This is a genomic window from Marimonas lutisalis (genome assembly GCF_005434965.1).
In the GTDB taxonomy this organism is placed as follows: domain Bacteria; phylum Pseudomonadota; class Alphaproteobacteria; order Rhodobacterales; family Rhodobacteraceae; genus Marimonas_A; species Marimonas_A lutisalis.
In genome coordinates this window covers 95,470-121,480 of record NZ_SKCI01000005.1, presented here as the reverse complement: position 1 = coordinate 121,480, position 26,011 = coordinate 95,470, and the positions used below count along the sequence as shown (strand labels likewise).

The window sequence follows — 26,011 nt, the reverse complement described above, 5'->3', positions numbered from 1 at the left end:
CATTTTGTTGACCGCGCAGCGCCGCCGCGCTAAACGCCGCAGCACGTGGCGATTTGTTACCGGATTGCGGGCCACGCTAAATATGCCGCTAAAGAGGTCATCGGACGGGCCCCCCGCTTCGCGTGACCGCGACCGGGGGTTTTTTTGTGGGCGAAGGCCCCGAAAGGAGCGACCGATGAGCAAGGACTGGAACAAGCGCACCGCGCTGGTGCATGGCGGCACCCGCCGATCGCAATACAACGAGGTGAGCGAGGCGATCTTCCTCACTCAGGGTTTTGTCTATGACAGCGCCGAACAGGCCCAGGCCCGGTTTATCGAGGCCGGCCCCGACGACTTCATCTATGCCCGCTACGGCAACCCCACCGTCGCCATGTTCGAAGAACGTATCGCCGCGCTGGAAGGGGCCGAGGACGCCTTTGCCACCGCTTCGGGCATGGCCGCCGTCAACGCTGCACTCACCTCCTGCCTGAAGGCCGGCGATCACGTTGTCGCCGCCCGCGCGCTTTTTGGCTCCTGCCTCTACATCCTCGAAGAGATCCTGCCGCGCTTCGGCGTGGCGGTCGATTTCGTCGATGGCACCGATCTTGATCAGTGGCGCGCCGCGGTCCGGCCCGAAACCCGTGCCGTGTTCTTCGAATCCACCGCCAACCCCACGCTCGAAGTGATCGACATCGCCGCGGTGGCGGAAATCGCCCATGCCCATGACGCGCTCGTCATCGTCGACAACGTCTTTGCAACGCCCGTCTTTTCCCGCGCCATCGAACAGGGCGCCGACGTGGTGGTCTATTCCGCGACCAAGCACATCGATGGGCAGGGCCGCGCGCTGGGAGGCGTGGTGCTCTCCACCCGCGAGTTCATCCGCAAGACGCTCGAACCCTACATGAAGCATACCGGCGGGGCGATGTCGCCCTTCACCGCCTGGATCATGCTCAAGGGGCTGGAAACCATCGACCTGCGGGTGCGCGCCCAGGCCGCGAGCGCGCTGGCGCTGGCCGAGGCGCTGCAGGGCCACGAAAAACTGGCCCGCGTGATCTATCCCGGTCACCCGTCCCACCCGCAATACGATCTGGTCCGCGCCCAGACGGGGCAGGGCGGCACCGTGGTGTCCTTTGATCTCAACGGCGGGCAAGAGGCGGCGTTCCGCACCCTCAACGCGCTGCAAATCGCGGTGATCTCGAACAACCTCGGCGATGCGAAATCCATCGCCACTCATCCCGCCACCACGACGCATCAGCGCCTCAGCGAGGATCAGCGCGCGGGCCTCGGCATCACCCCTGGCCTCATCCGCTTCTCCGTCGGGCTCGAGGATACCGACGATCTGATCGCCGACGTGCTGCAGGCGCTGGGCGCGGCCTAGGCGGCGCCTGTCCCACCTTATCCCGCGCGTCCATAGAAGCCGATGCGCTCGTCTTCGGAAAACGCAACGCCCGGCCGCTCGTAAAAGGAAAAGACCGAGATCACCCTGGCCCGGCCGCCCTGCACGTCACCCACCCGGTGCGGCGTGTTCTTGCCCTTGAAGACGTTGAGCGTGCCGGGGCTCAGCGTCAGGCTGCGCACCTCCGGGTCCGCGCCCGCCAGCATTTTCGCGACGCCCTCGTAATTGGGGTCCTCATTGCTGCGCAGGTCGGTGCGATAGATGAACTCGCCGCCGGCGTCGGGCGCCTGCAACAGCAGCGTCGTGGTGAACTCCGAGCGGTCGAAATGCCAGTTCAGCGCCTGGCCTTCGCGGTAGGACATCGTGTTCAGCCCGGCCAGCGGGTCTTCCATCACGTAAAGCGCCTCGCGCTCCATCGTGGCCGCCAGGAACCGCGCCAACTCGGGCCAGCGATAGAGCCGGTCCATCGGACTGCCGGTCAGCTGGTCCCAGCACAGCGTGTCGTTCGATGTCCGAAGCCGCGTGAGCGCCGGATGATCGGGCGCCAGCCCCGGCACATCCTTCAGGAAATAGATGTTATGTTCGCGCTCGTGCCGGAACGCCTCGGAGGCGAACCGCGCCTCCAGCGCGTCTGCCGCCGCCCGGGCCACATCCGGATGCATGAAACCCGCCAGGTTGAACATACCGTCGCGGGCCAGGTCCTCGCGGCAGCGCGCCACCAGCGCGGCCCAGTCCGCGCTTTCGGGCCGGTCCAGCGGAAAGCGCCCAAGATCCAGAATATCGTGCATGGGCAGCCTCATCCTGATCGGTCTATGGCGCCAGACTGGCATGAAATGCCGGAAAAAAATGATCCGTTTGCGACCGTTGCCGTATTTCTGAGTGCAAATGTTGGTAATTCGGGACGCCTGGGCCTACATTCATCAGGCACCGACGACCCACGAAAGGGGACGGGAAGATGAACAAGATCACGCCGGATATCGACAAGGCACCCTCGCGCGACGAAGCGGAAACCGCGCTGGCGCGCCTGCGGCACTGGGCCGAAACCGCCACCCCGGAAGAGGTGGCAGATCTCGATCCCGCGATCGCCCGGCTCATTCCCGGTGCGCCGCTGTCGAACTACCCGGCGCTCTCGCGCGACTATCCCGAGGATTTCACGGTTACCCCCGCCTACAAGGCCGCGTTGCCCGATCTTCAGAACGGCCCGGCCAGCCTCATCCGCGGGGCAAAACGCGTGATCCAGCATGTCGGCATCTCGAATTTTCGCCTGCCGATCCAGTATCACACCCGCGACAACGGCGACCTGACGCTGGAAACCAGCGTCACCGGCACCGTCAGCCTCGAGGCCGAGAAGAAGGGCATCAACATGTCGCGCATCATGCGCAGCTTCTATGCCCATGCCGACAAGACCTTTTCCTTCGAGGTGATCGAGGCCGCGCTTGACGACTACAAGGCCGATCTCGAAAGCTTCGATGCCCGCATCCAGATGCGGTTTTCCTTCCCGATGAAGGTGGACAGCCTGCGCTCGGGCCTGTCGGGTTACCAGTATTACGACATCGCGCTGGAACTCGTCGAACAGGCCGGGGTGCGCCGCAAGATCGTGCATCTCGACTATGTCTATTCCTCGACCTGCCCATGCTCGCTCGAACTCAGCGAGCATGCCCGCCAGGCGCGCGGGCAACTGGCCACGCCGCATTCGCAACGTTCGGTCGCGCGCCTCTCGGTCGAGGTGCTCTGCGGCACCGATTGCCTGTGGTTCGAGGACCTGATCGATCTGGCCCGCGACGCGGTGCCGACCGAAACGCAGGTGATGGTCAAACGCGAGGACGAACAGGCCTTCGCCGAGCTGAACGCCGCCAACCCGATCTTCGTCGAGGATGCCGCGCGTCTCTTCGCCCAGCAGCTCGAAGATGATCCGCGTATCGGCGATTTCCGCATCGTGGCCAGCCATCAGGAATCGCTGCATTCCCACGATGCCGTCTCGATCCTGACCGAGGGTGATCTCTTCGAGGCGCAAAGCGTCGATCCCAAGCTCTTCACCACGCTGTTCCACGTCGGCTGAACTGCGGCTTTCGCGGACCAGCGCAGACGACGGAACCGGGATTGGCCGCGTGCTGTCGTAACCGCGAATTCAGTGGGACTGGCGGGCAAGGGCCTCCGCCACGGTCATCCAGATCGGTAGGGTGAACGCACTCAGCAAGGTGCTTTGTGCAATCAGCGTTGCGGCCAATTGCCGGTTGGCGCCAAAGCCCGCGGCCAACACATGCGCTGCAGAGGCCGTCGGCAAGGCCGCGAAAACCACCAGAACCGGAACGATCGGCCCCGATACTCCAAGGGCCAGTGCGCAAATGCTGGCAGCCGCCGGCAAAGCGATCAGCTTGGTCCCGACCAGAATGCCCGTGAACCGGTCGAGCTTTCCCAGGGCGCGCCAATTGAGCGTCGCCCCGATTGAAATCAGCGCCACCGGAATGGCGGCCTGCGCCAGCAATGTCACGGGCGCCAGGATCGGCGCGGGAATGGTCAGCTGGCTCAGGCCCACGGCGACGCCGGCAAGACTGGCCAGCAGAAACGGGTTCAGCGCCACCTTGCGCAACGCACTGACCGGCGAAAGCCCTTCCCCGCGCGACAGAGCCGATACGGCAAAGACATTTGCCATGGGGATCGCCAACCCGATCGTGATCGAAAAATAGGCCAGATCGGCCGAGGGAAGCGCCTGCACGACGACAAAGCCCAGGGCCGTATTGAACCGCCACGCCGTCTGCCAGGCGCCGGCGAAATCAAGAAACCGGTCCGGCCCGAAAGGCCGCGCCAGCCAGCCAAGGGCAAGACCAAGAGCAAGCAGCGCCCAGACGAGAGGCCCGACGATCACCAGGTTTTCCAGCGCGATTGGACGCGCTGCCGCCGCTGTGAAGATCAGGGCCGGGAAAAGAATTTCGAAGTTCAGCCGATCCAGCCCGGCCCAGGCATTTTCCGACAGACGATTGCGGACAAGCCCCCCGAGGCAAACCAGCAGGAAACTTGGCAACAGGCCATTCAGCAGGATGGATAGCATGGATGAGCGGGGCTTTGGCTATGCGTTCTTTGTGCCTTCTTGCACCCGTGCCCGGACGAAGTAAATCGACCTTTCCCGGGTAGCACGGCATTCAAGTTCCGCTTCGGGGCCCGTGCCGGCCCCTCGTCCTCTGCGGGCCACGGCCGCTCGCCGCCCCGGTGCGGCATTTCCAGCCATTCCCCGCGCCACGCCAATACATTAGACTTTTCGCATATTTGATTGCGGGAGGTCCCCTTGGCCATTCTCACACTTGCCGGCGTCCTGGTCTGGGGCGTGTTCGTGGGCATCGTTTTCTCGGCCATCGGCGCGGCGGGGGGTATTCTCACCTCTTTCGGCCTGATCACGCTCTTCGGCGTGATGGACCCGAACGCGGTCAAGCCGATGACGCAAATCGTCGTGCTGGCCACCGCGCTCATCTTCGTGCCGGGCTACCTGCGCCGCGCCTCGGCGGTGGTGCCGTTGGGGCTGCTCCTGGGCGGCGGCGGGCTGGTCGGCGCCTATGTGGGCTCCACGCTGTCCTCGCTCTATCTCTCTGACATGGCGCAGTTCCGCCCGCTCTTCGGGATGCTGACCTTGGCCATCGCGGCGCAGATCTTCTGGAAACTGCTGGCCCCGGGTGGGGCGCCCCTGTCGGCGGTGCCCGGCACGGTCAAACCGGTCTGCACCGATCTCCGGGCCGTGACCTTCCGCTATGCCGGGCGGCTCTACTCGGTACCCACCTGGTCGCCGCTCCTGGCCGGCGCGCTCATCGCCATGACGGCGGCGATCTTCGGGGTGGGGGGCGGCTTCCTTCTGGTGCCTTACATGGCGTCGCTTCTGCACATGCCGATGTATATCATCCCCGCCACCGCGGCGATCGCGATCATCATGTCGCTGGCGGTGTCGATCGGCAATTTCGTCTACATGGGCGCGCCACTCGACTGGACGCTGCTGGTTCCGCTGGCCCTGGGGGCCGTGATCGGCGCCATCCTGGGCCCGCAGATCAACAAAGCGATGAAAAACAGCGTGCTTCAGGCCGCGATGGGGGCCATCGTGCTCGGCATCGGCATCAAGTACGTGCTGTTCTAGCGCGCGGACCTCTCAGGCCGCTTCGCCAAAGGCCTCGGCGCGGAATCCCAGTATCTTCACCCGGTCGCTCCAGTGGCTCTCAGGCAGGCCCGCCTTGCGTTTCAGCCCGTTCAGGAACGCCTCGCGCGTCGGCAGGCTCTCCCAGACGCTGGGCAGGAACACGCCGCGATAAGGCCCGTCGATCAGGATCGCCCCGCTCTTGCCCGGCTCCAGCATTTCGCGCGCCTGCGTCTCGCCGTCGAATTTCATCGCCACCGGGCGGCTCAGCACCGACAGCTTGATCGCCGTCTCGGCCAGTTCCTCCTCGCTCATCGGGCCAAAGCGGCGGTCGGAAAACCCGGCCTTCACCGCGTTGTCGACCACGTCCTGCACCAGCGGCGCATGCGGCATGAGCGAGCCGATACAGCCGCGCAGCTCGCCGCGCTTCTCCAGCGTCACGAAACTGGCCGCGATCCCCTGCAGGCGCGGGCTGAAGCTCGCCATGCGGATACCGGGGGTCACCCGTTGCCGGGTATGCCCTTCCAGCGCCTGCCGCGCCGCCTTGAGCAGCGCCGCGCGGTGGGTCTCGTGCAGCATGTCCTCGTGCGGGGCATGCAGGCTCCAGGCGCCGTAGCCCACAACGCGGCTCGCATCGCCCGTGGTGCCATAGGAGGTTGTCATGCCAAGCCGCATCACCCGCGCCCCGCGCGCGTGCTCCGACGCCATGAACCCCGCAATCGCCGCCGCGCCACAGGCATCCTCGCCGGTCAGCTCCTTGTGCTGGCCGGTCTCGATCATCTCGGCGGTGGCCTTGTCGCGGGCGTTCGCCTCGGTCCGGGTCAGGAAATGGCTCAGGTCGCTCGACAGCACGAAGAGTGTCCGCCCCGGCATCGCGGCCAGCGCATCCACCACGCGGGCCACGTGGCGCCGCTCGGCCCGGCCGATTACCAGCGGCACCACCGGGGCGGCCTCGTGCAGCGCGGTGACAAAGGGCAGCTGGGTTTCGATCCCGTGTTCGTGGTCATGCGCCGCGTCCAGCACCCGGGCCAGCCCGGCGCCCACCAGCGCCTGGCGCGCCGCCGCGTCGATTGGCAGGCTCACCCCGGGCAGAACATAGCCGTCCTGCGCGGGCAGGGCGATGCCATCGAATGCATGCCGGTGTGACGGCGACAGGATCGCCACGCGGTCGAATGCGCCACCTGCGCTCATCCGCAGGGCGCCTGCCGTCAGCAGCCCGCTATAGTCGTAACCGGCATGGGGCGAGATCACCGCCATCGGGACGCTGCGCGGCGGCAGGAAAATCTCGCCCGCCTCCTGCATCAGCGCCTCGACCTTCTCGGCCAGCGCCTGCGCATCGCCGGGAAAGAACCGCCCGGCCGCATTCGATCTGCGCATGTCCTGTATCATCGTCGTCATCGTCTTGCCCGCCTCTAGGCTTTGTTGTCCTGCCCCATGACATGGGAATTGGGCAATTGAATGCCAAGGGCCGGGCAGGGAGGCGGCAAATCACGCCCTTGGCTGAAATGCTGCGTTGCAGCAGGGCAATGGCGGCCATGCAAAATGGTCAGTGGTCCTGCCCCATTTATGCCCTATCTTGCAGCGTAGGGAGGAAACCAAACGCTGAACAACCTCAGGAAAGGTTTCCAAATGGCTGATATCACATCTCAATTCACCTTCTCGGACGAAGGCCGGTCGGGCTTCCGCCGGGTTCTGGCCTCGATCGCCCGTGGCATGACCGCCTATACCGAGGCCTGCTCGCGCCGCGATCAGATCGCCGCGCTCGAAGCGAAATCCGACGAAGAACTGGCGGCAATGGGCATCAAGCGCGATGACATCGCGCGCCACGTCTTCCGCGACCTCTTCTATACTTGATTGCGCCCCTGCGCGGGGCCTGGCCCCGCGCGACCCGGCCTTTCCATTCCGGACCCGCTCGCATAGTCTCCGCCGCAGTTGCCCAAGTGGCACAGGACCGAGGCCTGAACGGAGATCCCTGATGGAAGACGGATTTGCCATCCTGCGCCACGCGATCCGCATGATCTTTCACGATATCTGGGCCACGCTGCGCATCACCGTGGGGCCGGTCCTTCTGGCCGTGGTGGCCATGGTCGGCATTTTCATGACGGTTGGCGCGCCGGGCCGCATGCGTCACACGATCGGACTGCGTCCCGACTACTCCGATCCGGCGATGACACTGGCGCTGCTGCTTGGGGTGGTGGTGGCCATGGTCTGCATCACCTGGATGTCCGTGGCCTGGCACCGCTATGCGCTGCTCAGCGAACCGCCAGGCCCGGTCCTGCCACGCTGGCGCGGTGCCGAGGTCTGGTCCTACATTCTCGCGGCGCTGAAACTTGCCGCTCTCGCGCTCGTCCTGCTGATCCCGGCGATGTTTGCACTGGGGGTGCTGATCGCCCCTTTCACCAGGTGGGACGGCGCCATGATGATCATCGGTACGCTGCTGCAGATCGCGCTCACCGTGTTTTTCCTGCGGCTCAGCCTGATCCTGCCCGCCGCGGCCCTGGGTAAACCACTATCTCTGGGCGCCAGCTGGTCGGCCACGCGCGGCATGCTGGGTGCGATTGCCACCGTGGCTGCGGCCTTTCTGCTAATGCAATTGCTCAATCAGGGGCTTGCGCGCGGCGGGCTGCTGTCGGGGCTGCTGGCGCTGGCGCTCAGTTGGTTCTCGGTCACGCTCAGCCTTTCCGTGCTTACCACGCTCTACGGCGCCCGTATCGAAGGCCGTGCACTCACCTGAGTGCTTGACACAGCAGGCCCCAGGTCCCAACGCTCAGCCAATGTTTGATCTCAGACCCGTCGGATATGTCATCGGCCTGCTCGTGGCCGCGCTGGGCCTGGCGATGATCCTGCCCCTGATGGTGGATCTCGCCGAAGGCCGCGGCCACTGGCCGGCATTCGCCGAAAGCGCGGTGCTGACGGTGCTGATCGGTGCGATGGTCGCGCTTGCCTGCCAGAACGGCGTGCGCGAAGGGCTGACCCTGCAACAGACCTTCCTGCTCACCTCGGGCGTCTGGCTGGCGCTGCCGGTCTTTGCCGCGATGCCACTGATGCTGGGGGCAACCCAGCTCAGTTTCACCGACGCGTTCTTCGAGGCGATGTCGGGCCTCACCACCACCGGCTCAACCGTCATTTCCGGCCTTGATGAATTGCCCAAGGGCATCCTGCTTTGGCGTGGTATCCTGCAATGGCTGGGCGGGATCGGCATCATCGTTGTCGCCATGGTGTTCCTGCCCGAATTGCGCGTCGGCGGCATGCAGATCTTCCGCTCCGAGGCCTTCGACACGATGGGCAAGATCCTGCCCCGTGCGACCGAGATTTCCTGGCAGATCTCCGTGGTTTACCTCGCGCTCACCATGGCCTGCATCGTCACCTACCTGGTGATGGGCATGGGCACCTTCGATGCCACGGTGCATGCGCTCACCACGATCTCCACGGGCGGTTTCTCGAATTACGATGCGTCTTTCGGCACCTTCTCGGGGCCGGCCGAATATGCCGCCTCTCTCTTCATGATCCTCTCAGCGCTGCCCTTCGTGCGCTATGTCCAGATGCTGAACGGCCACACCACGCCGTTGTTCAGGGACACGCAGGTGCGCACCTTCCTCGTCATCATCGCCGTGCTGGTCGCGATCACCTCGCTGGTGCTGACCTCGATCTTTCCGCATCACTGGGAACAGGCGGTGCGCGAGGCGCTGTTCAACATCACCTCGATCATCTCGGGCACCGGTTATGCCTCGGTCGATTACATGATGTGGGGGCCGTTCCTGATCACCGTGTTCTTCTTCATCGGTCTCATTGGCGGCTGCGCCGGCTCGACCGCCTGCTCGGTCAAGATCTTCCGCTACCAGATCCTGTTTTCCTCGATCCGCGCGCAGCTGCGGCGCACCAGCTATCCCCACGGTGTGTTCCAGCCGCAATATGATGGCCGCCCGATCAGCGAAGACGTGCTGAACTCGGTCATGGTTTTTTTCGTCTTCTTCATCGTCACGCTCGGCCTTCTCGCCGTGGCGCTGTCGCTGACCGGGCTCGATTTCATCACCTCGCTCTCGGGGGCGGCCACGGCGGTGGCCAATATCGGCCCCGGCCTCGGCGATATCATCGGGCCGTCCGGCAATTTCTCGTCGCTGAATGACACGGCCAAGTGGATCCTGATCTTCGGCATGTGGATCGGCCGGCTCGAATTGATGGCGGTCTTCGCCCTCTTCACTCTGCAATTCTGGAGAGCATGATGCAGCGACCCCTCGGTGCGCAAATTTCCCACATGCTGCGTGATCGCGGCGTCGACACGATTTTCGGCATCCCCGGCGTCCACAATATCGAGCTTTATCGCGGCATCGAAGAGGCCGGGATCACCCATATCCTCGCCCGCCACGAACAGGGCGCGGGTTTCATGGCCGATGGCTATGCGCGGGCTAGCGGCAAACCGGGCGTAGCCTATGTCATCACTGGCCCGGGGCTGACCAATATCATGACGCCGATGGGCCAGGCCTATTCCGATTCCGTGCCGGTGCTGGTGATCTCGTCGTGCCTCGATGAAACCGCCGCCACCCGCGGCCAGTTGCACCAGATGCGCGACCAGCGCGCCGCCGCCGCCACGGTCTGCGACTGGTCCGAGGAGGCCCGAAGCCCGCAGGCCGCCTATGCCCTGATCGACCGCGCCCTGGCCGAGTTCGAAACCCGCCGTCCGCGACCCAAGCACCTGCAGGTGCCAATCTCGCTTCTGGGCAATCCGGCAGACGCGTTCCCGCCAAAGACCGAAACCGGCCTGTCGGGCCTGCCGGCGCAGGACGAAGCCGCTGTGACCCGGATCACACGCGCCCTCACATCCGCCAAACGCCCGCTGATCATTCTCGGTGGCGGGGCGCGGGCGGGCGCCTCGGTCTATCCGCAAATCGCCGATCGCGCCGGCGCGGCGGTGGTCTGCACCTATGCCGGGCGGGGCATCATGCCAGGCGATCATCCGCTCTATCTCGGCGCCACCCTGCCGCGCCCGGCCTCGCGCGATATCCTGGCGCAGGCCGACCTTGTCCTCGTCGTGGGGTCAGACCTGGCCGAAGTCGATCTGTGGCGCGATGACCTGGGCCATGCCTGCCCGATGCTCCGCATCGACATCGACCCCGAGAACCTGTCGGCCGCCACGCGTCCGGACGACGAGATGATCCTCGGCGATGCCTTCGCGATCATGCAGGCTGTGCTTGGCGCGCTCGATGACCAACCGGCTACGGGCTGGCAACCGGCCGAGATCGCCGCCTTCCGCGCTGCCGCCCGGGCCGAGGCCGATGCCGAACGCCCCGGTATCGTGCCGGTCTGCGATGCGCTGCGCGCGGTGCTGCCCGATGACACGATGATCTATTCCGACATGACCCAATTCGCCTATGTCGCGAAAGAGGTCTGGGACATGCCCAGGCCCGGCCACTGGCACCATCCCACCGGTTTCGGTACGCTGGGCTATGCGCTACCTGCGGCCATCGGCGGGGCGGTCGCGCGCCCGGGCAGGCCGACGCTCGCCATCGCGGGCGACTACGGCTTTCAGTACAGCCTCCAGGAGCTCGGCACCGCGGTCGAACTGGGCCTGCCGCTGCCGATCCTGCTGTGGGACAACGGCAAATTGAAAGAGATCGAGGACAGCATGATCGCCTCCCAGATCGCGCCCAACGCGGTGGTCGCGCGCAATCCCGATTTCGCGGCGCTGGCGCGGGCCTATGGAGCCCACGCCGCCGAGCCGGCCTCGCTGACTGATTTGCAGCAGGCCGTGCTCGATGCGTTTCAGGCTGACCGGCCTACGCTCCTGCGCATATCGCCCGCACCCGCGGATTAGCACCGCGCTCGCGGCAGATGCGGTTGCTCGGGCCGGATACCGGACCGGGGGCATAGCGGCTGCCAGCCCCGATATACTGTGGGCAGACCGCGCCGCGCGGTACCTTGGTCACGATCCAGGTCACGGCCCCCCCGGGGCGGCCCGAGCGGCTGTATTCGCACCCGGCAGAGCTGGTCCACCACTGGGTCGTGTGATGGACGGGCGGGGCGGCGATGCCCCCGGCCTGTGCAACGGTTGCGCTTACCCCCAGAACGATCACGGCACTCATAAGACGCAGCATGGTCCTTACTCCTCTTTGCGGCCCGGATCACCCGGGCACGCCCCCATCCGATTCCCACAGGCTGACGCGCAAATCTTGCCAAGGTCTTAATGCACGCGCCGGGGCAGGGGGGAAAGCGGTGCGCAATTGAGTCCAATTCGAGCGGTCCGCCCGACGGCGGCCCGCCTACGCACGGTGGATTAAGTAAATTCAGGGTAAAGAAATGCCGCGCCGCAGCGGTGCACGGGGGGTGCGCACATGTCAGCCGCGTTGCACCCCGCCGGTTTTCTGCATCGCCGCGGCGTTAACCGCTGCGTGCGATGCCTACCAGCAGCTGACCAGCACCGTCATGCCACGCGCGGCATCGGTCAGGTCCTCGGGCGCAACCGGCCCGTCGGCGCTGGCTCCGGCAGGGGTGATCCCGGCCTGCTCCAGCACCGTGCGGATGGCCGCCGCATCGGCGGCAAAGCTCACGTTCTCGGGCAGTTTGCGCGCGCCGTCTTCCTGCGGCAGCAACATGCCGAACACCGCGCCGCCATCGTCGAAAACGGGGCCGCCGGCATCGCCGGGCAATGCGTTCAACGCCAGCCGTTTCAACTGGGTTTCGCCCTGCAACCCCTTGATATCGCTCAGCCGGCCAAAGGTCAGCGTCGGCGCGCTCAGAACCCCCTCGTACGAGAATCCGGACACCGCGACCTCCGATTGCAGGCGCGGATCGCCCTGGCGCAGGGTCGCAACCGACGGCGGGGCCAGCGCTTCGGTCGCGCGCAGCACGGCAATGCCCAGCGTCTCGTCACTGGCCAGCACCTCGGCCTCGTAATCGCCATCCAGCGTGATCTTCTCACAGCCGCGCACGGCCTGCGCCGTGGTCACCACCGTGCCGCGATCATCCACGAAAAAGCCCGAGCGCGACAGTTTCGGCCGTCGGATCTCCAGCCCCGACACCAGGTCGATGCTCTGGCTGTCATCCGCGCCCTCCGCCGGGCTCATCACGCCGTCCAGGCGGTTGAAACTCTTCTGCATTTCGCCCAGAAGCCGCGTGCGCCGCTCCTCGTCTCCGGCAGGCCAGACCAGGGTGAAACCCTTGATCTCGCCGTTCTGCAGCCGCGCCTCGGTATGGCTGATGAAATCCGCCGCTTCCCCGATCAGCAGGAAGCTGTCGCCATCGCGTTCACGCGGGCCGGCTTCGGGCACGATCTCAAGCGTCTGCATGATGTCGTAAAGCCCGAAAAGCGTGTTCTGATCGCCCGGTTGAGAAATCATCAACACTTTTGCGTTGATATCGCCGGTAGCTTCGTAATGCGCGAAGGGCGGGTTGTATTCCCTGAAGGCCACCACGCCAGTCGGGATCTTCATTTCGATGCCCGCGGTCTCGTTGATCACCATTTTCAGGTCGAGACCGTCGAGTATGGCGTCGTACTGCCGTTTCAGCTCCGTGCGCTGCATCGTGGTCAGGATGCCGGTGCGCTCGAACCCGTTGGCGTCCTGCCATTCGGCCATCGACCCGCGCGTGCCGCGGCCAAAGGCGCCATCGATCGCGGCGTCGTAGAAACCGGCCCATTTCAGCATCATCTGCAGTTCCATCCGCTCGTCGCGGTTCAACTCGGCTTCGCTGCGGCGGGCTTCGGCCGGGGTTTCATCGACCGGCCTTGCCTCGGGTTCGGGCTGCGGTTCCGGCGCGGGCGCGTCGGTTTCGACCGCCGCCTGTTGCACCGGGTTCGCCTCCTGCGGCTCGACCGCCAGGATATTCGCCCCGATAGGCCAGAACTGCTGACGAAAGCTGCTGGAATAGGCGATGAAACTGTCACCGGGAATTTCACCCTGCGCACGATAGACGCGCAGTACCCGCTCTGCGTCCTCGCTCGTGTAGGGGCCCAGTGCGATCCCGTACCAGCCCCCGCCCAGGGCAAAGCCGTTGACGTCCGGCAACTGCCCGGCATAGGCGCGCACACGCTCCTGTGCCTGGGTCAGGCTGGGTTGCGCCTCGATCTGAACCCAAGCGACACCATCCTGCGCCGTGGCCGGCCGGACGAAGAAAACAATGGTGATAAAAACAGCGAAAATTGTGCGTCGCATTGTCGGAGTCTTGCCCTTACCCTGTCAGCTCTTATCTGAGTCTGGAGGGTGTTTTATCAAATCCCGCGATCCATGCACCCAAATAATGCGTGAGGCCGCAATTGACCCTGCCGCGCCCCCCCATTAAGCAGGGCGCGATTTCGACCGACCGTGCGCAAAAGAGGCTCCGTGATGACGTCCCCGACGGCAAAACCCCGCAGTTTTCAGGAGATCATCCTGCGGCTTCAGAACTACTGGGCCGAAAAGGGCTGCGCCATCATGCAGCCCTATGACATGGAAGTCGGCGCCGGCACGTTTCACCCCGCAACCACCCTGCGCTCTCTTGGCTCGCGTCCCTGGGCGGCGGCCTATGTGCAGCCTTCTCGCCGCCCCACCGATGGGCGCTATGGCGAAAATCCCAACCGCCTTCAGCACTATTACCAGTACCAGGTTCTGATCAAACCCAGCCCGCCCGATCTGCAAGAGCTCTACCTCGGCAGCCTCGCGGCGATCGGCATCGACATGGAGCTGCACGACATCCGCTTTGTCGAGGATGACTGGGAAAGCCCGACGCTCGGCGCCTGGGGGCTCGGCTGGGAGGTCTGGTGCGATGGCATGGAAGTGTCGCAGTTCACCTATTTCCAGCAGGTCGGCGGCCATGATTGCCACCCCGTCTCGGGCGAGCTCACTTACGGGCTCGAACGTCTGGCGATGTATGTTCTGGGCATCGACCACGTGATGGAGATGCCCTTCAACGATCCCGACGCGCCCATCGCGCTCAGCTATGGCGATGTTTTCCGCCAGACCGAGCAGGAATATTCGCGGTGGAATTTCGATGTGGCCAACACGCAGGTCCTGCTGAAGCAGTTCGAAGAGGCCGAGGCCGAATGCGAGGCGATCCTCGAGCATCCCACGACCGATCCGAAAACCGGCCGCCGCATCGTCATGGCGCATCCCGCCTATGACCAGTGCATCAAGGCCAGCCACATCTTCAACCTGCTCGATGCGCGCGGGGTGATCTCGGTCACCGAACGGCAGGCCTATATCGGCCGGGTGCGTGCGCTGGCCAAGAAATGCGCCGACGCCTTCGTGCAGACCGAGGCCGGGGGGTATGCCGAAGCATGAGCGGCAAGATCGTAGCGGGGTTCATCGTCGTGATTTCACTTATCGCAGGAGCAGCCATCTACTACCTGCAGGTCTACGCCTATTATGACGAGGTCGTGGCCACCGGCACCGATGACGTGATGCTCACCTCGCTCACTTCGGGCCGGCCCGAGCCGATCCTCTACGACGATTTCAAGGCCATCAACGCCGACAGCTCGCCCATCCGCTACCGCGCGTGCTTCACCACCGCGCAGTCGATCCCGATGCTGACCGAAACCTATGAGCCCTACGAGGCCGCCGAGCCGCTGGTCGCCCCCGGCTGGTTCGATTGCTTCGACGCCGTCGAGATCGGGGAGGCGCTGGAACGCGGCGAGGCCCTGGCCTTCCTCGGCCAGCACAACATCGAATATGGCATCGACCGGGTGATCGCCGTGCTGCCCGATGGCCGCGGTTTCGCCTGGCACCAGATCAATCATTGCGGCGAAGAGGTGTTCGACGGCAAACCCGCCCCCGCCGACTGCCCGCCCAAACCCGAAGGCAACTGACATGCCCAACCTGCTGATCGAACTCTTTTCCGAGGAAATCCCCGCCCGCATGCAGGCGCGCGCGGCCGAGGACCTGAAGAAACGCATGACCGACGGCCTGGTCGAAGCAGGGCTGACCTATGGCGGCGCGCAGGCGTTTTCGACGCCCCGGCGCCTGGCCCTCGCGGTCGAGGACCTGCTGGCCGAAAGCCCCACCATCCGCGAAGAGCGCAAGGGTCCGCGCGTCGACGCCCCCGAAAAGGCGATCGAGGGATTCCTGCGCGGGGCAGGGCTCACACGCGAAGACCTGGAACAACGCGACACGCCCAAGGGCGCCGTCTTTTTCGCCACGATCGAAAAACCCGGCCGCCCCGCGGCCGAGATCGTGGCCGAGGTTCTGGGCGACGTGATCCGCAACTTCCCCTGGCCCAAATCCATGCGCTGGGGCGGCGGCAACCTGCGCTGGGTGCGCCCGCTGCACTCGATCCTTTGCATCCTTTCGTCCGAGGATGGCGCCCAGGTCGTCCCGTTCGAGATCGACGGCATCACATCCTCCAATACCACCGAAGGCCACCGCTTCATGGGCGGCGGGCGCTTCGCCGTCAGCAGCTTCGAGGATTACGAGGCCAGGCTCAAGCGTGACAAGGTGATCCTCGACGCCGCCGAACGCGCCGATCACATCTGGCAGGACGCCACCAACCAGGCTTTCGCCGCCGGGCTCGAAGTGGTCGAGGACCGCGGCCTGCTGGCCGAGGTCGCGGGCCTTGTCGAATGGCCCGTCGTGCTGATGGGCGAAATCGGCGAAGAGTTTCTCGAACTGCCGCCCGAAGTGCTGCAGACCTCGATGAAGGAACACCAGAAGTTCTTCTCGGTGAAAAACCCGAAAACCGGCCGGATCGAGCGCTTTGTCACCGTCGCCAACCGCGAAACCGCCGATCACGGCGCGACGATCCTTGCCGGCAACCAGAAGGTGCTTTCGGCCCGCCTCTCGGATGCCAAGTTCTTCTGGGAGAACGATCTGCGCATCGCCCGCGCGGGCATGGGCGAATGGCTGGAAAAGCTTGAAAACGTCACATTCGAGCGGCAGTTGGGCACCCAAGCGGCGCGCATCGCCCGCATCGCCCGCCTGGCGCGCATGCTGGCGCCCATCACCGGCGCGGACCCGGCGATGGCCGAACAGGCTGCGCGCGTGGCCAAGGCCGATCTCAGTTCCGAGATGGTCTACGAATTCCCCGAGCTCCAGGGTCTCATGGGCCGCTACTATGCCGAGGCCGCGGGCCTGCCGGCCGAAGTGGCCCGGGCCTGCGAAGAGCATTACTCGCCGCTCGGTCCCTCCGATGACGTGCCCGAAGGCGCGGTATCGCGCGCCGTGGCGCTCGCCGACAAGCTCGATACGCTCACCGGGTTCTGGGCGATCGACGAAAAACCCACCGGCTCGAAAGACCCGTTCGCGCTGCGCCGCGCGGCACTGGGCGTGATCCGCATCATCCTCGAAGGCGACCTGCGGCTCAAGCTCGACACCTATATCGACGCGCAGCTGGTGCTGCACAAAATCGGGCTGAACGCGGTCAAGGCCTCCACCGGCGAGATCGACACGCTTGAGGAAATCATCGACGAGATTTCCGATCACGGCGTCTTTGGTGGCGCCTTTCACGCGGTGCTCGACCGGCTCAAGGCGCGTGACGACGCCCCCGATACCGGCGACGGCTCGCTTCTGCGCACCGTGGGCGAACTGGTGCCCGACATCTCGACCGATCTGCTGGCCTTCTTCCACGACCGGCTCAAGGTGCACCTGCGCGATCAGGGCCTGCGCCATGACGTGATCGATGCCTGCCTCGCGGATGGCGGCGACGATCTCAACATGCTTGTCAAACGGGCCGAGGCGCTGGGCGGCTTCCTGAAAACCGACGATGGCGACAACCTGCTGCAGGGGTTCAAGCGCGCCAACAACATCCTTACCCAGGCCGAAGAAAAGGACGGCGTCGAATATTCCTTCGGCGCCGACATCAAGTTCGCCGAAACGGACGAGGAAAAGGCGCTCTTCGCTGCGCTTGACGCCGCCGAGCCCGAGATCGCCGCGGCAATGGAGAAAGAGGACTATGCCGCCGCGATGGAAGCCATGGCCCGTCTGCGCGCGCCGATTGATGCGTTCTTCGAGGCCGTGCAGGTCAACTCGGACAACGATGTCGTGCGCCGCAACCGGCTGAACCTTCTGGCCAGGATCCGCGGCATCTGCCTCAAGGTGGCTGATCTGACGATGATCCAGGGCTAGGCGCCCGCGCCGCGCCCTCTGCGGTGCCGTGGCTACGCGTCGCTCAGGATGTGGATTTTCCGGTCGGCCAGCATGTCTTTCACCTGCGCGCCATAGGCTTTCATATGTGGCGCCACGGCATGGGCGTGCAGCGTCGCCATACTCTCCCATTTCTCGACCACGGCAAAGCTGTCAGGGCCCAGCGGCGCCTGGAACGGCCCGGCCTCAGCGGCGTCGACGACCGCCTGGTATTCGATGCAGCCATCCTCGGCCCGCACCGCGGGCACGTTGGCGCGGAAAATCTCCAGAACCGCGTCCCGCTGGCCGGGTTTCGCGGTGATGATGGCAAAGACGTGCACGACGGCCATGGGGCATCCTTCCTTCTGTTGACTGCGACGCTTTAGCATGCGGGCCTGCCCGGCGCGGATCAAGCTTTTACTTGCCAGCAAGCGGCTTAAGCGTATTCTGCGCCCAAGACAAAGGATGCCGCAGTGCAGCAAGACGACGCGCATATCGCCCTCATTACCCCCTCGGCCCCGATCGCCACGGCCACCCATGGCGGACGGGCGAAATGCCTGCAACGGCTGGTTCGGCTCGATCTGCCGGTGCCGAAAACCGTCGCGCTTTCCTTCGACGAGGTTCACCGCATCGCCGCTGGCGAGATGCCGGACATGCGCAAACTGCTCGCGCCCTTCGGCGACACGGCGCTCTTGTGCGTGCGCCCCTCCTCGGAAGATCCCGATTGGGGTGGGCCCAACGCGGTGCTCAACATCGGCATGAACGACGCGGTCTATGTCGATCTGGCCGACCGTCTGGGGACCGACGCCGCAGCGACGCTATTCCTGCGCTTCGTGCAGTCCTATGCCATCCACGTCGCCCGGCTCGATCCGGACATGTTCGAGGACATCACCGATACCGGCCCCGCCGGCCTGTCCGAGGCGCTGCACGCCTATGAGGAAGAGGCCGAAGAGGAATTCCCGCAGGACCCCGCCGTGCAACTCGCCGCCGTGCTGCGCTCGATGGCCCGCGCCTGGGAAGGTACGACGGCCCGCCTCCTGCGCCAGGCCAAGGGCGCGCCCGCCGATGCGGGGCTCGGCCTCGTGGTGCAGGAAATGGTGTTCGGCCTGGGGCAGGGCGAATGCGGCTCGGGCGTCATTCAGCTTGTCGACAGCCAGACCGGCCTGCCGCAGATCACCGGCCGCTATCTCAGCCAAAGCCAGGGCCGCGACGCGCTCACCGGCGAATCCTCGCTTTATCTCGAGCGTGACCCCCGCGGCCCCTCGCTCGAGGAACAGGCGCCGCAGGCCTTCGCCGATCTGATCGACTATACCAAGCTGATGCGCACCCGCCTGCGCGCCGAGATGCAGGCCGAGTTCACCATCGAGAACGGCAAGGTCTGGCTGCTTGACGGGGTGCGCGTCCAGCGCTCGGCCCGTGCTGCCGTGCGCATCGCCGTGCGCTTGGCCGAGGATGGCATCATCCCGCGCGAAGAGGCGCTGATGCGCGTCGATCCGACCATGCTGAGCGAAATGCTGCACCGGCAGGTCGACCCCGAGGCGCCCCGCGATCACCTTGCCACCGGCATCGCCGCCAGCCCGGGGGCGGCCAGCGGCAAGATCGTGTTTTCCGCCGCCGAGGCCCAGGCCAGCGCCGCTCGCGACGAACCCTGCGTTCTGGTGCGTCGCGAAACCAGCCCCGAGGACATCCGCGGCATGCACGCGGCCGCCGCCGTTCTGACCGAGCGTGGCGGCATGACCAGCCACGCCGCCGTCATCGGCCGCGGCCTCGGTCTGCCCTGCGTCGTCGGCGCCTCCGAGATGCGGTTCCAGATCCGCAAGAAGGTGCTGACCGCGCCCGATGGCCGGGTCTTCCGCGAAGGCGACATCATCACCGTCGACGGCACCCATGGCGAGGTTCTGGCCGGCCAGCCCGCGCTGATCGAGGCCGCGCAGGACGAAGACCTGCAGATCCTCATGTCCTGGGCCGACGCGGTGCGCGATATCGCCATCCGCGCCAATGCCGACACCCCGGCCGACGCGCAGACCGCGCGCAATTTCATGGCCGAGGGCATCGGGCTCTGCCGCACCGAACACATGTTCTTCGAGACCGACCGGCTGATCGTCATGCGCGAGATGATCTTCGCCAACAGCCCCGAGGACCGCCGCGCCGCGCTCGACCGGCTGCTGCCCATGCAGCGCGCCGACTTTACCGAGCTGTTTCGCATCATGGAGGGCAAGCCGGTCTGCATCCGCCTGCTCGACCCGCCCCTACACGAATTCCTGCCGCATGACCGTGCCGGCCACCGCGAACTGGCCGAGGCACTGGACCTGCCGCTTTCGGATGTCACCCGCCGGGTCGAGGCACTGGGCGAATACAACCCCATGCTCGGCATGCGCGGCGTGCGCCTGGGCGTAACCGTCCCCGAGATCTACGACATGCAGGCCCGTGCCATTTTCGAGGCCACGATCGAGGCCAGCAAGGATGGCGATCCGGTCGTGCCCGAAATTATGATCCCGCTGGTCAGCGCCAAGCGCGAGGTCGAACTGGTGAAAACCCGCATCGACGCCGTTGCGGCGGCGGTGCGCAACGAAACCGGGCAGGATTTCACCTATCGCCTGGGCGTCATGGTCGAAACGCCGCGCGCCGCGCTGCGCGCCGGCGATATCGCGCCGCATTGTGCCTTCCTCAGCTTCGGTACCAACGACCTGACCCAGATGACCTATGGCCTCTCGCGCGATGATGCCGGCCGCTTCATGTCGACTTACGTGCAGCAGGGCGTCTACCAGGAAGATCCGTTCCATACGCTCGACGCCGATGGCGTAGGCGAATTGTTGACGATCGGCGCCGAACGTGGCCGCGCGGCACGCCCCGATCTGGTCCTGTCGATCTGTGGCGAACATGGCGGCAGCCCCGAATCAATTGCCTTCTGTCGCAATGCCGGATTCGACTATGTCTCCTGCTCTCCGTTCCGGGTTCCGGTGGCGCGGCTGGCTGCGGCACAGCTCGCCGTGGCCGACAAGATCGGGTAGGGGGCAGTTCCCGCCTCTCCAATATCCTGCGTTTGGCCATAGAAATCGGCTCGTTTTCGCTACAGCGGCGGCAGGTCGCAGGGGCGTCCGGCTGGACTGATATGAAAAATTTGTATAAAAAATCCGCTTGTTACTGCGTGACGTTCACGCTTTTGGTTAAGACTTGGGAACTGGGGCTTTCAAAATGCGGACCGTAATTGCACTGATTGCCGGGCTTTGCCTGGCAGGTCCGGCAATCGCCGACACCACCGTCAAACAGCTCTTCAGCAAGGAACAGCGCGCTCTGCAGAAGCTTTCGTCTTCGCAGGCCGACGCCCTGCTGCAGCGACCGGCCTCTGCCGGTCCTCTGTCCTATTCGCGCAACTGGCTGGAAACGCAGCCCAAGGCGACCGGGGGCGCGCAATGGCGCTGCCTTGCCGAGGCGCTCTATTTCGAAGCCCGCGGCGAAAGCGTGAAGGGCCAGTTCGCCGTGGCCGAGGTGATCATGAACCGGGTCGACAGCCCGAACTATCCCGATACGGTTTGCGGCGTGATCAACCAGGGCACGGGGCGCAAGTACGCCTGCCAGTTCACCTATACGTGCGATGGCCACAAGGAGGTCATCAACGAGCCGCAGGCCTTCACCCGCGTTGGCAAGATCGCCAAGCTGATGGTGCAGGGTGGGCCGCGGCCGCTGACCAAGGGCGCGACGCATTACCATACGAAGTCGGTCAATCCGCGCTGGGCGCGCAAGTTCCCGCGCACGGCGACCATCGGGTTCCACCACTTCTATCGCCAGCCGACCCGCCTGTCGCAGAACTGACGGTCGCCGCGCAGGCGGTCTGCCTGCGCAAACCATGCCGCAAATCGCAGGTGGCCTGCCGCCCGTGGCCCTGATATGTCCCGCCCCGGGGCTAGAATGGCCCTTGAAATCCCAACCGGCGCCGGGAGCCTGCAGAATGAGCAACGAAATCCGCCTCGCGTTCGAGCATCCCGACGCGCGCTCGCGCGCCACCGGGGCTGCCCACCCGCTCGACCGTATCTCGCTGCGCGATCATATCGTCGAGGTCGAAATCGGCGCCTTTCAGGCCGAACGCGGGAAAACGCAACGCGTGCAGTTTAACATCGTGGTCGAGGTCCGGCCGCTCGACTCGCTCGTCGATGACGATGTCGACCGCATCCTCAGCTATGACAAGGTGACCGAGGCGATTGCGACAGAACTGGCCGCCGAGCGCCTGAACCTGCTGGAAACCCTGGCCGAGCGCATTGCCGAGCGCATCCTGCTCGAACCCCAGGCCGAGCGTGTCTTCGTCCGGATCGAGAAGCTCGACCGTGGCCCGGGCGCCCTTGGCGTCGAGATCGTCCGCTCCAAGGATGATCCCGTGGTCTTTACCGCCCCGCCCGAGCCTGGCGACGGCCCGCATCCGCAGGTGGTGTTCCTGTCGAACGCGGCAATTGCGTCACCGCATCTTTCCGGCTGGCTCGACCAGCTGGAAAAGGCAGAACACCCCGTGCTGCTCTGCGTCGGCCCCGCCGACATTGCCGCGCCACAGACCGGCCACGCGATGACGCAGCGCCGGATTGATCTTCTCGCCATTGAGCAGAATGCCTGGGTTCTGGCGGCGCGTGATCCCCGCTGCGTTGTCGTCGAGACACGGACCGAGCTCGACTGGGCGATGAAGCACGGCCAGATCAGTGTGTGGGCGCCTTCGAAGATCGTGCTGGATGCCGTTGACGGGCCGTCGGCGAAGGGTGGCGATGCGGTGGCTCTGGCGCTGTGGTTCGCGCGCGTTATGCATGCCGCTGCTTTCCTTTCGATCGGCAAGGACCTGCCGGAGCAGACCGCCGATCTGGTCAGCCGCGTCGTGGCGGCCGACCGCGCCGCGCTCTGACGCTTGCCACGCCACGCGCAATCGCCCATTCAGGCGCGCATGAGTAGCTATTTCCGACCCCTGGTGCAGTCCGGCCCGATCCGGCCCGCCGACGCCCTGCCTCTGGCGGGCGGCGCGTGCTGGTTTACCCATGCCGAGCATTTTGAACGCGATGTCCCGGCCCGGGTGCTGCCGGTTTCTTCCATTCCGGCCGAGGTGATCGCCGCGCTCACCGCGCCCCGTGCGGATATCTGCGGCCTCCCGATGGACGCGCCGCGCCTGATGGGAATCCTAAACGTCACTCCCGACAGTTTCTCCGATGGCGGCGCACATGAGGGCACCGTTACCGCCCTTGCCCATGCCCGCGCGATGGCCGATGCGGGCGCCGATCTGATCGACATAGGCGGCGAAAGCACCCGTCCCGGAGCCCGCGAGGTGCCGGTCGAGACCGAAATCGCCCGTACCGCCCCCGCGATCAGTGCCATTTCATCGGCGCTTTCCGTGCCCATCTCGATCGACACGCGCAAATCCGCCGTGGCCCGCGCCGCCCATGCCGCCGGCGCCGTGCTGGTCAACGATGTGGCGGGATTCACCTTCGATACTGATCTCGCGCCATTCTGCGCGGAGACGGGCCTGCCGGTCTGCGTCATGCACGCCCTGGGCGATCCGGAAACCATGCAGGACGATCCCAGCTACGACAACGTGCTGCTCGATGTCTACGACTGGCTCGCCGCGCGCGTCTCCGCGCTCGTGGCGCAGGGCATCCCGCGGTCGCGCATTGTCGTCGATCCCGGGATCGGCTTCGGCAAGACCGTTGCCCACAACCTCGCGCTCCTGAACGGGATTTCCATTTTCCACGGGCTGGGCTGCCCGGTTCTGCTGGGCGCGTCGCGCAAGGGGTTCATCGGCAAGCTGGGCCGCGCGCCGCAGGCGCAGGATCGTGCCCCGGGCTCGGTCGCCGTGGCGCTGGCCGCGGCGGCGCAGGGCGTGCAAATCCTGCGGGTTCATGATGTAAGGGAAACAGCACAGGCGCTCGCGCTGTGGCGCGCCGTGACGGAGGGCAAGGAATGACACGCAAGCTGTTTGGCACAGACGGGGTGCGCGGCACCGCCAACACCCACCCGATGACTGCCGAAATGGCGCTCAGGATCGGCGCCGCCGTGGGCCGCTATTTCCGGCAGGACAAGTCCGTCGCCCACCGCGTGGTGATCGGCAAGGATACCCGCCTGTCGGGCTACATGTTCGAAAACGCGCTCACCGCCGGCCTGACCAGCACCGGCATGAACGTGCTTCTGCTCGGTCCCGTTCCCACCCCCGCCGTGGGCCTGCTCACGCCCTCGATGCGCGCCGATCTGGGCGTGATGATCTCCGCCTCGCACAACCCCGCCGTCGATAACGGGATCAAGTTCTTCGGGCCCGACGGCTTCAAGCTCTCTGACGAGGCCGAGATGGAGATCGAGGCACTGATCGAGAAAGGTGTCGAGCCCGTGCAGGCCCGCAATATCGGCCGCGCCAAGCGGATCGACGATGGCCGCTTCCGCTATATCGAGCGGGTCAAATCCACCTTTCCCTTCGGCATGCGCCTCGACGGCATCAAGGTGGTCGTCGATTGTGCCAATGGGGCCGCCTACCGCGCCGCCCCCGAGGTCCTGTGGGAACTGGGCGCCGAGGTCATCCCCGTCGGCGTTTCGCCCGATGGGTCCAACATCAACCTCGATTGCGGCTCGACCAAGCCGCGCATCGCCGCCGAAACCGTGGTCAGCCACGGTGCGGACCTGGGCATCTGCCTCGATGGCGATGCCGACCGCGTGATCCTCATCGACGAAACCGGCACCGTCGCTGATGGCGATCAGATCATGGCGCTGCTCGCCGCCCGCTGGGCCGAGGAGGGCCGGCTCAAGGGCAATGCGCTCGTGGCCACGGTCATGTCCAACCTCGGGCTGGAACGTTACCTCCAGGGCCGCGGCGTATCGCTGGAACGCACCGCGGTCGGCGACCGCTACGTCGTCGAACGGATGCGCGCCGGCGGGTTCAACTTGGGCGGCGAACAGTCGGGCCATATCGTGATGACCGATTACGCCACCACCGGTGACGGGCTGATGGCCGGGCTGCAATTCCTGGCCGAAATGGTGCGCACCGGGCATCGCGCTTCGGATCTGGTGCACAGTTTCGAAAAGGTGCCGCAGCTTCTGAAAAACGTGCGTTACGAGGCCGGGCAGGTGCCGCTCGAACTGGCGCCGGTAAAGGCCGCGATTGCCGAGGCCGAGGCCCGGCTCGATGGCCTTGGCCGGTTGCTCATTCGCAAGTCGGGGACCGAACCGCTCATCCGCGTCATGGCCGAATGCGAGGACGAAACCATCCTGCACGAAGCCGTCGATCACGTCGTTGCCGCGGTTCAGGAGTCCGTCTGACACAGGTTAATGCGCCGTCCGGCGTGATCCGCGATTTTCCGGCAGCCGGATGTCAGCCGGGCGGTGCACGCATGTCACCCCCACGGCCTGCGTTAACCGTTGCTTGCACATTCGCCCGTACCGGCCGATCTATGAAGATGAAAGTGACGTGAAACCAATGGTTTGCCCGTTGCGTGCGAACGCCTCCGCGGGCCCGCGCATGGATTTTTCATCACCAGTGGGTTAATTTTTCCCGGTAAACAGCCGTTTCAGCGCCCCGTATTGGCTCAACCCCACCCCGCACAGGATCAGCGCCAGCGCCAACAGCAGGCTGCCGGGCAGCGGCTCGCCCAGAAAGGCCGCACCCAGAACGACGGACCAGACCGGCACCTGGTAGTTCGTCAGGCTCATGAAAACCGGCCCTGCGCTGCGGATCACCAGCACGCGGATCATGTTGGCAATGCCCGTGGGCACAATGCCCAGGAAGGCGATGATCGCCCAGATCTGCGGGCTCGGCATCGGCGGCATACCTTCAACCAGCAGCGCAACCGGCACCACGATGCAGGCCCCGATCAACAGCAGAACCGTGGCCAACCCGATCGGGTCGACCGCCGGCAGCTTGCGCATCTGAACCGAGCTCATCGCGTAACAGCTTGCCGCGGCCAGGCAGGCCAGCCGCCCGGCAAATTCCAGCGTTTCGCCGGTGCTTTCAAAGGCTTGCCCGCCGATCAGAACGACGACCCCGCAAAACCCGATCACGAACCCCGCCGCCCGGCGCCACGTCATCCGCTCGCCCGGTACCAGGAAATGCGCCAGCGGCAGCACCAAGAGGGCAATCGCCGCCATGCTGACGCCGGCAAAGCCGCTGGTCACGTATTGCTGGCCCCAGGCGATCAGCATGAAGGGCAGGGCCGAGCTCAGCGCGCCCACCAGTGCCAGCCGCATCCGTGTGGCCCCATCGGGCCGCTCGGCAAAGAGCGGCCGGCCCATGCCCACCCAGATCACCAGCATCGCCAGGGCGGCGAAGGAAATCCGCGCGGTGGCCAGCCAGAACGGTGTCAGCTCTTCCAGCGCCACCTCGTTGATCAGGAACGTGCCACCCCAGACAAAACCCAGAAAGGCCACCATGAGCCAGCTTTTCGCGGTGATATCAGGGGGTTGCGTCACGTCTCCTCCTCGAAACGAATTGACCCCGGCACGGGGCCGAGGTCAATCGCAATCGTTTTGGTCTGAACCGTAAGATCGGTA

The 26,011-nt window shown here is 65.4% G+C and carries 22 protein-coding genes and 1 riboswitch; of the genes, 15 read left to right on the top strand and 7 right to left on the bottom strand.

Translation table 11 applies throughout. The features are described 5' to 3' along the window. Positions 1-35: 35 nt before the first annotated feature. Positions 36-113: riboswitch (SAM riboswitch) on the top strand. A 62-nt stretch (positions 114-175) separates the two neighbouring features. Then, positions 176-1,357: an O-succinylhomoserine sulfhydrylase gene (gene metZ / locus E0501_RS19015; protein WP_137702999.1), complete on the top strand. Its 1,182-nt coding sequence runs from the start codon at positions 176-178 to the stop codon at positions 1,355-1,357. A gap of 17 nt (positions 1,358-1,374) precedes the next feature. On the opposite strand, the gene E0501_RS19010 is transcribed toward metZ, so the two are convergent. Next, positions 1,375-2,163 (bottom strand): HalD/BesD family halogenase, encoded by a 789-nt coding sequence (locus E0501_RS19010; RefSeq protein ID WP_137702998.1) that lies wholly within the window; start codon positions 2,161-2,163, stop codon positions 1,375-1,377. Positions 2,164-2,330: 167 nt separating this feature from the next. Here E0501_RS19010 and folE2 point away from each other — a divergent pair, with 167 nt between their 5' ends. Continuing rightward, positions 2,331-3,434 carry a GTP cyclohydrolase FolE2 gene (gene folE2 / locus E0501_RS19005; protein WP_137702997.1) on the top strand — a complete coding sequence of 368 codons (1,104 nt, stop codon included), beginning with the start codon at positions 2,331-2,333 and terminating at the stop codon, positions 3,432-3,434. 69 nt (positions 3,435-3,503) lie between these two features. Here folE2 and E0501_RS19000 read toward each other — a convergent pair whose 3' ends face one another. Then, entirely contained in the window at positions 3,504-4,424 is a 921-nt protein-coding gene (locus E0501_RS19000; RefSeq protein WP_137702996.1) for an AEC family transporter, read from the bottom strand. A 234-nt stretch (positions 4,425-4,658) separates the two neighbouring features. On the opposite strand from E0501_RS19000, the gene E0501_RS18995 reads away from it, so the two are divergent. Then, a complete protein-coding gene (locus E0501_RS18995; protein WP_161594663.1) occupies positions 4,659-5,492 on the top strand; it encodes a sulfite exporter TauE/SafE family protein in 834 nt (277 codons plus the stop codon). A gap of 12 nt (positions 5,493-5,504) precedes the next feature. Here E0501_RS18995 and amrB read toward each other — a convergent pair whose 3' ends face one another. Continuing rightward, positions 5,505-6,887: an AmmeMemoRadiSam system protein B gene (amrB, locus tag E0501_RS18990; protein ID WP_137702994.1), complete on the bottom strand. Its 1,383-nt coding sequence runs from the start codon at positions 6,885-6,887 to the stop codon at positions 5,505-5,507. A 231-nt stretch (positions 6,888-7,118) separates the two neighbouring features. Between amrB and E0501_RS18985 the strand changes: the two genes are divergently transcribed. The 4 genes from E0501_RS18985 (at position 7,119) to E0501_RS18970 (ending at position 11,301) form a co-directional block, all read left to right on the top strand. Then, entirely contained in the window at positions 7,119-7,343 is a 225-nt protein-coding gene (locus E0501_RS18985) for a hypothetical protein (protein ID WP_137702993.1), read from the top strand. Between the two features lie 121 nt (positions 7,344-7,464). Further along, complete coding sequence (locus tag E0501_RS18980) at positions 7,465-8,223, top strand: hypothetical protein (protein WP_137702992.1); 759 nt, start codon at positions 7,465-7,467, stop codon at positions 8,221-8,223. A 40-nt stretch (positions 8,224-8,263) separates the two neighbouring features. Beyond that, entirely contained in the window at positions 8,264-9,712 is a 1,449-nt protein-coding gene (locus tag E0501_RS18975; RefSeq protein WP_137702991.1) for a TrkH family potassium uptake protein, read from the top strand. Next, positions 9,712-11,301, top strand: a complete 1,590-nt coding sequence (locus tag E0501_RS18970; RefSeq protein ID WP_137702990.1) for a 5-guanidino-2-oxopentanoate decarboxylase — start codon at positions 9,712-9,714, stop codon at positions 11,299-11,301. The genes E0501_RS18975 and E0501_RS18970 overlap by 1 nt, the downstream gene beginning before the upstream one ends. Here the strand turns inward: E0501_RS18970 and E0501_RS18965 are convergent. Both E0501_RS18965 and E0501_RS18960 read right to left on the bottom strand, forming a co-directional pair. Further along, on the bottom strand, positions 11,264-11,581 hold the full coding sequence (locus E0501_RS18965; RefSeq protein ID WP_137702989.1) for a hypothetical protein: 318 nt from the start codon (positions 11,579-11,581) through the stop codon (positions 11,264-11,266). The two genes, E0501_RS18970 and E0501_RS18965, sit on opposite strands and share 38 nt — an antisense overlap. 303 nt (positions 11,582-11,884) lie before the next feature. Beyond that, on the bottom strand, positions 11,885-13,636 hold the full coding sequence (locus E0501_RS18960) for a serine protease (protein ID WP_137702988.1): 1,752 nt from the start codon (positions 13,634-13,636) through the stop codon (positions 11,885-11,887). Between the two features lie 171 nt (positions 13,637-13,807). Here E0501_RS18960 and E0501_RS18955 point away from each other — a divergent pair, with 171 nt between their 5' ends. Genes E0501_RS18955 through glyS form a run of 3 tightly spaced genes read left to right on the top strand, consistent with a single transcriptional unit; the run spans position 13,808 to position 17,515 of the window. Beyond that, positions 13,808-14,740, top strand: coding sequence for a glycine--tRNA ligase subunit alpha (locus tag E0501_RS18955; protein WP_137702987.1), 933 nt, complete (start codon positions 13,808-13,810; stop codon positions 14,738-14,740). Then, positions 14,737-15,264 carry a DUF6446 family protein gene (locus E0501_RS18950; RefSeq protein WP_137702986.1) on the top strand — a complete coding sequence of 176 codons (528 nt, stop codon included), beginning with the start codon at positions 14,737-14,739 and terminating at the stop codon, positions 15,262-15,264. The genes E0501_RS18955 and E0501_RS18950 overlap by 4 nt, the downstream gene beginning before the upstream one ends. A gap of 1 nt (position 15,265) precedes the next feature. Next, on the top strand, positions 15,266-17,515 hold the full coding sequence (gene glyS, locus E0501_RS18945; RefSeq protein WP_137702985.1) for a glycine--tRNA ligase subunit beta: 2,250 nt from the start codon (positions 15,266-15,268) through the stop codon (positions 17,513-17,515). Positions 17,516-17,547: 32 nt separating this feature from the next. On the opposite strand, the gene E0501_RS18940 is transcribed toward glyS, so the two are convergent. Further along, on the bottom strand, positions 17,548-17,862 hold the full coding sequence (locus E0501_RS18940) for a putative quinol monooxygenase (protein WP_137702984.1): 315 nt from the start codon (positions 17,860-17,862) through the stop codon (positions 17,548-17,550). A 123-nt stretch (positions 17,863-17,985) separates the two neighbouring features. On the opposite strand from E0501_RS18940, the gene ppdK reads away from it, so the two are divergent. The 5 genes from ppdK to glmM all read left to right on the top strand — a co-directional run bounded on the left by ppdK (position 17,986) and on the right by glmM (position 24,784). After that, the gene (gene ppdK, locus E0501_RS18935) at positions 17,986-20,523 is read left to right on the top strand and encodes a pyruvate, phosphate dikinase (RefSeq protein WP_137702983.1); all 2,538 of its coding nucleotides are present in this window, start codon (positions 17,986-17,988) and stop codon (positions 20,521-20,523) included. 184 nt (positions 20,524-20,707) lie between these two features. Continuing rightward, entirely contained in the window at positions 20,708-21,325 is a 618-nt protein-coding gene (locus E0501_RS18930; protein ID WP_137702982.1) for a cell wall hydrolase, read from the top strand. A 136-nt stretch (positions 21,326-21,461) separates the two neighbouring features. Continuing rightward, positions 21,462-22,394, top strand: a complete 933-nt coding sequence (locus E0501_RS18925; protein WP_137702981.1) for a dihydroneopterin aldolase — start codon at positions 21,462-21,464, stop codon at positions 22,392-22,394. A gap of 39 nt (positions 22,395-22,433) precedes the next feature. After that, positions 22,434-23,444, top strand: a complete 1,011-nt coding sequence (folP, locus tag E0501_RS18920; protein ID WP_137702980.1) for a dihydropteroate synthase — start codon at positions 22,434-22,436, stop codon at positions 23,442-23,444. Next, the gene (gene glmM, locus E0501_RS18915) at positions 23,441-24,784 is read left to right on the top strand and encodes a phosphoglucosamine mutase (protein ID WP_137702979.1); all 1,344 of its coding nucleotides are present in this window, start codon (positions 23,441-23,443) and stop codon (positions 24,782-24,784) included. The genes folP and glmM overlap by 4 nt, the downstream gene beginning before the upstream one ends. Before the next feature lie 222 nt (positions 24,785-25,006). On the opposite strand, the gene E0501_RS18910 is transcribed toward glmM, so the two are convergent. Next, positions 25,007-25,930, bottom strand: a complete 924-nt coding sequence (locus E0501_RS18910; RefSeq protein ID WP_137702978.1) for a DMT family transporter — start codon at positions 25,928-25,930, stop codon at positions 25,007-25,009. Between the last annotated feature and the right edge of the window lie 81 nt (positions 25,931-26,011).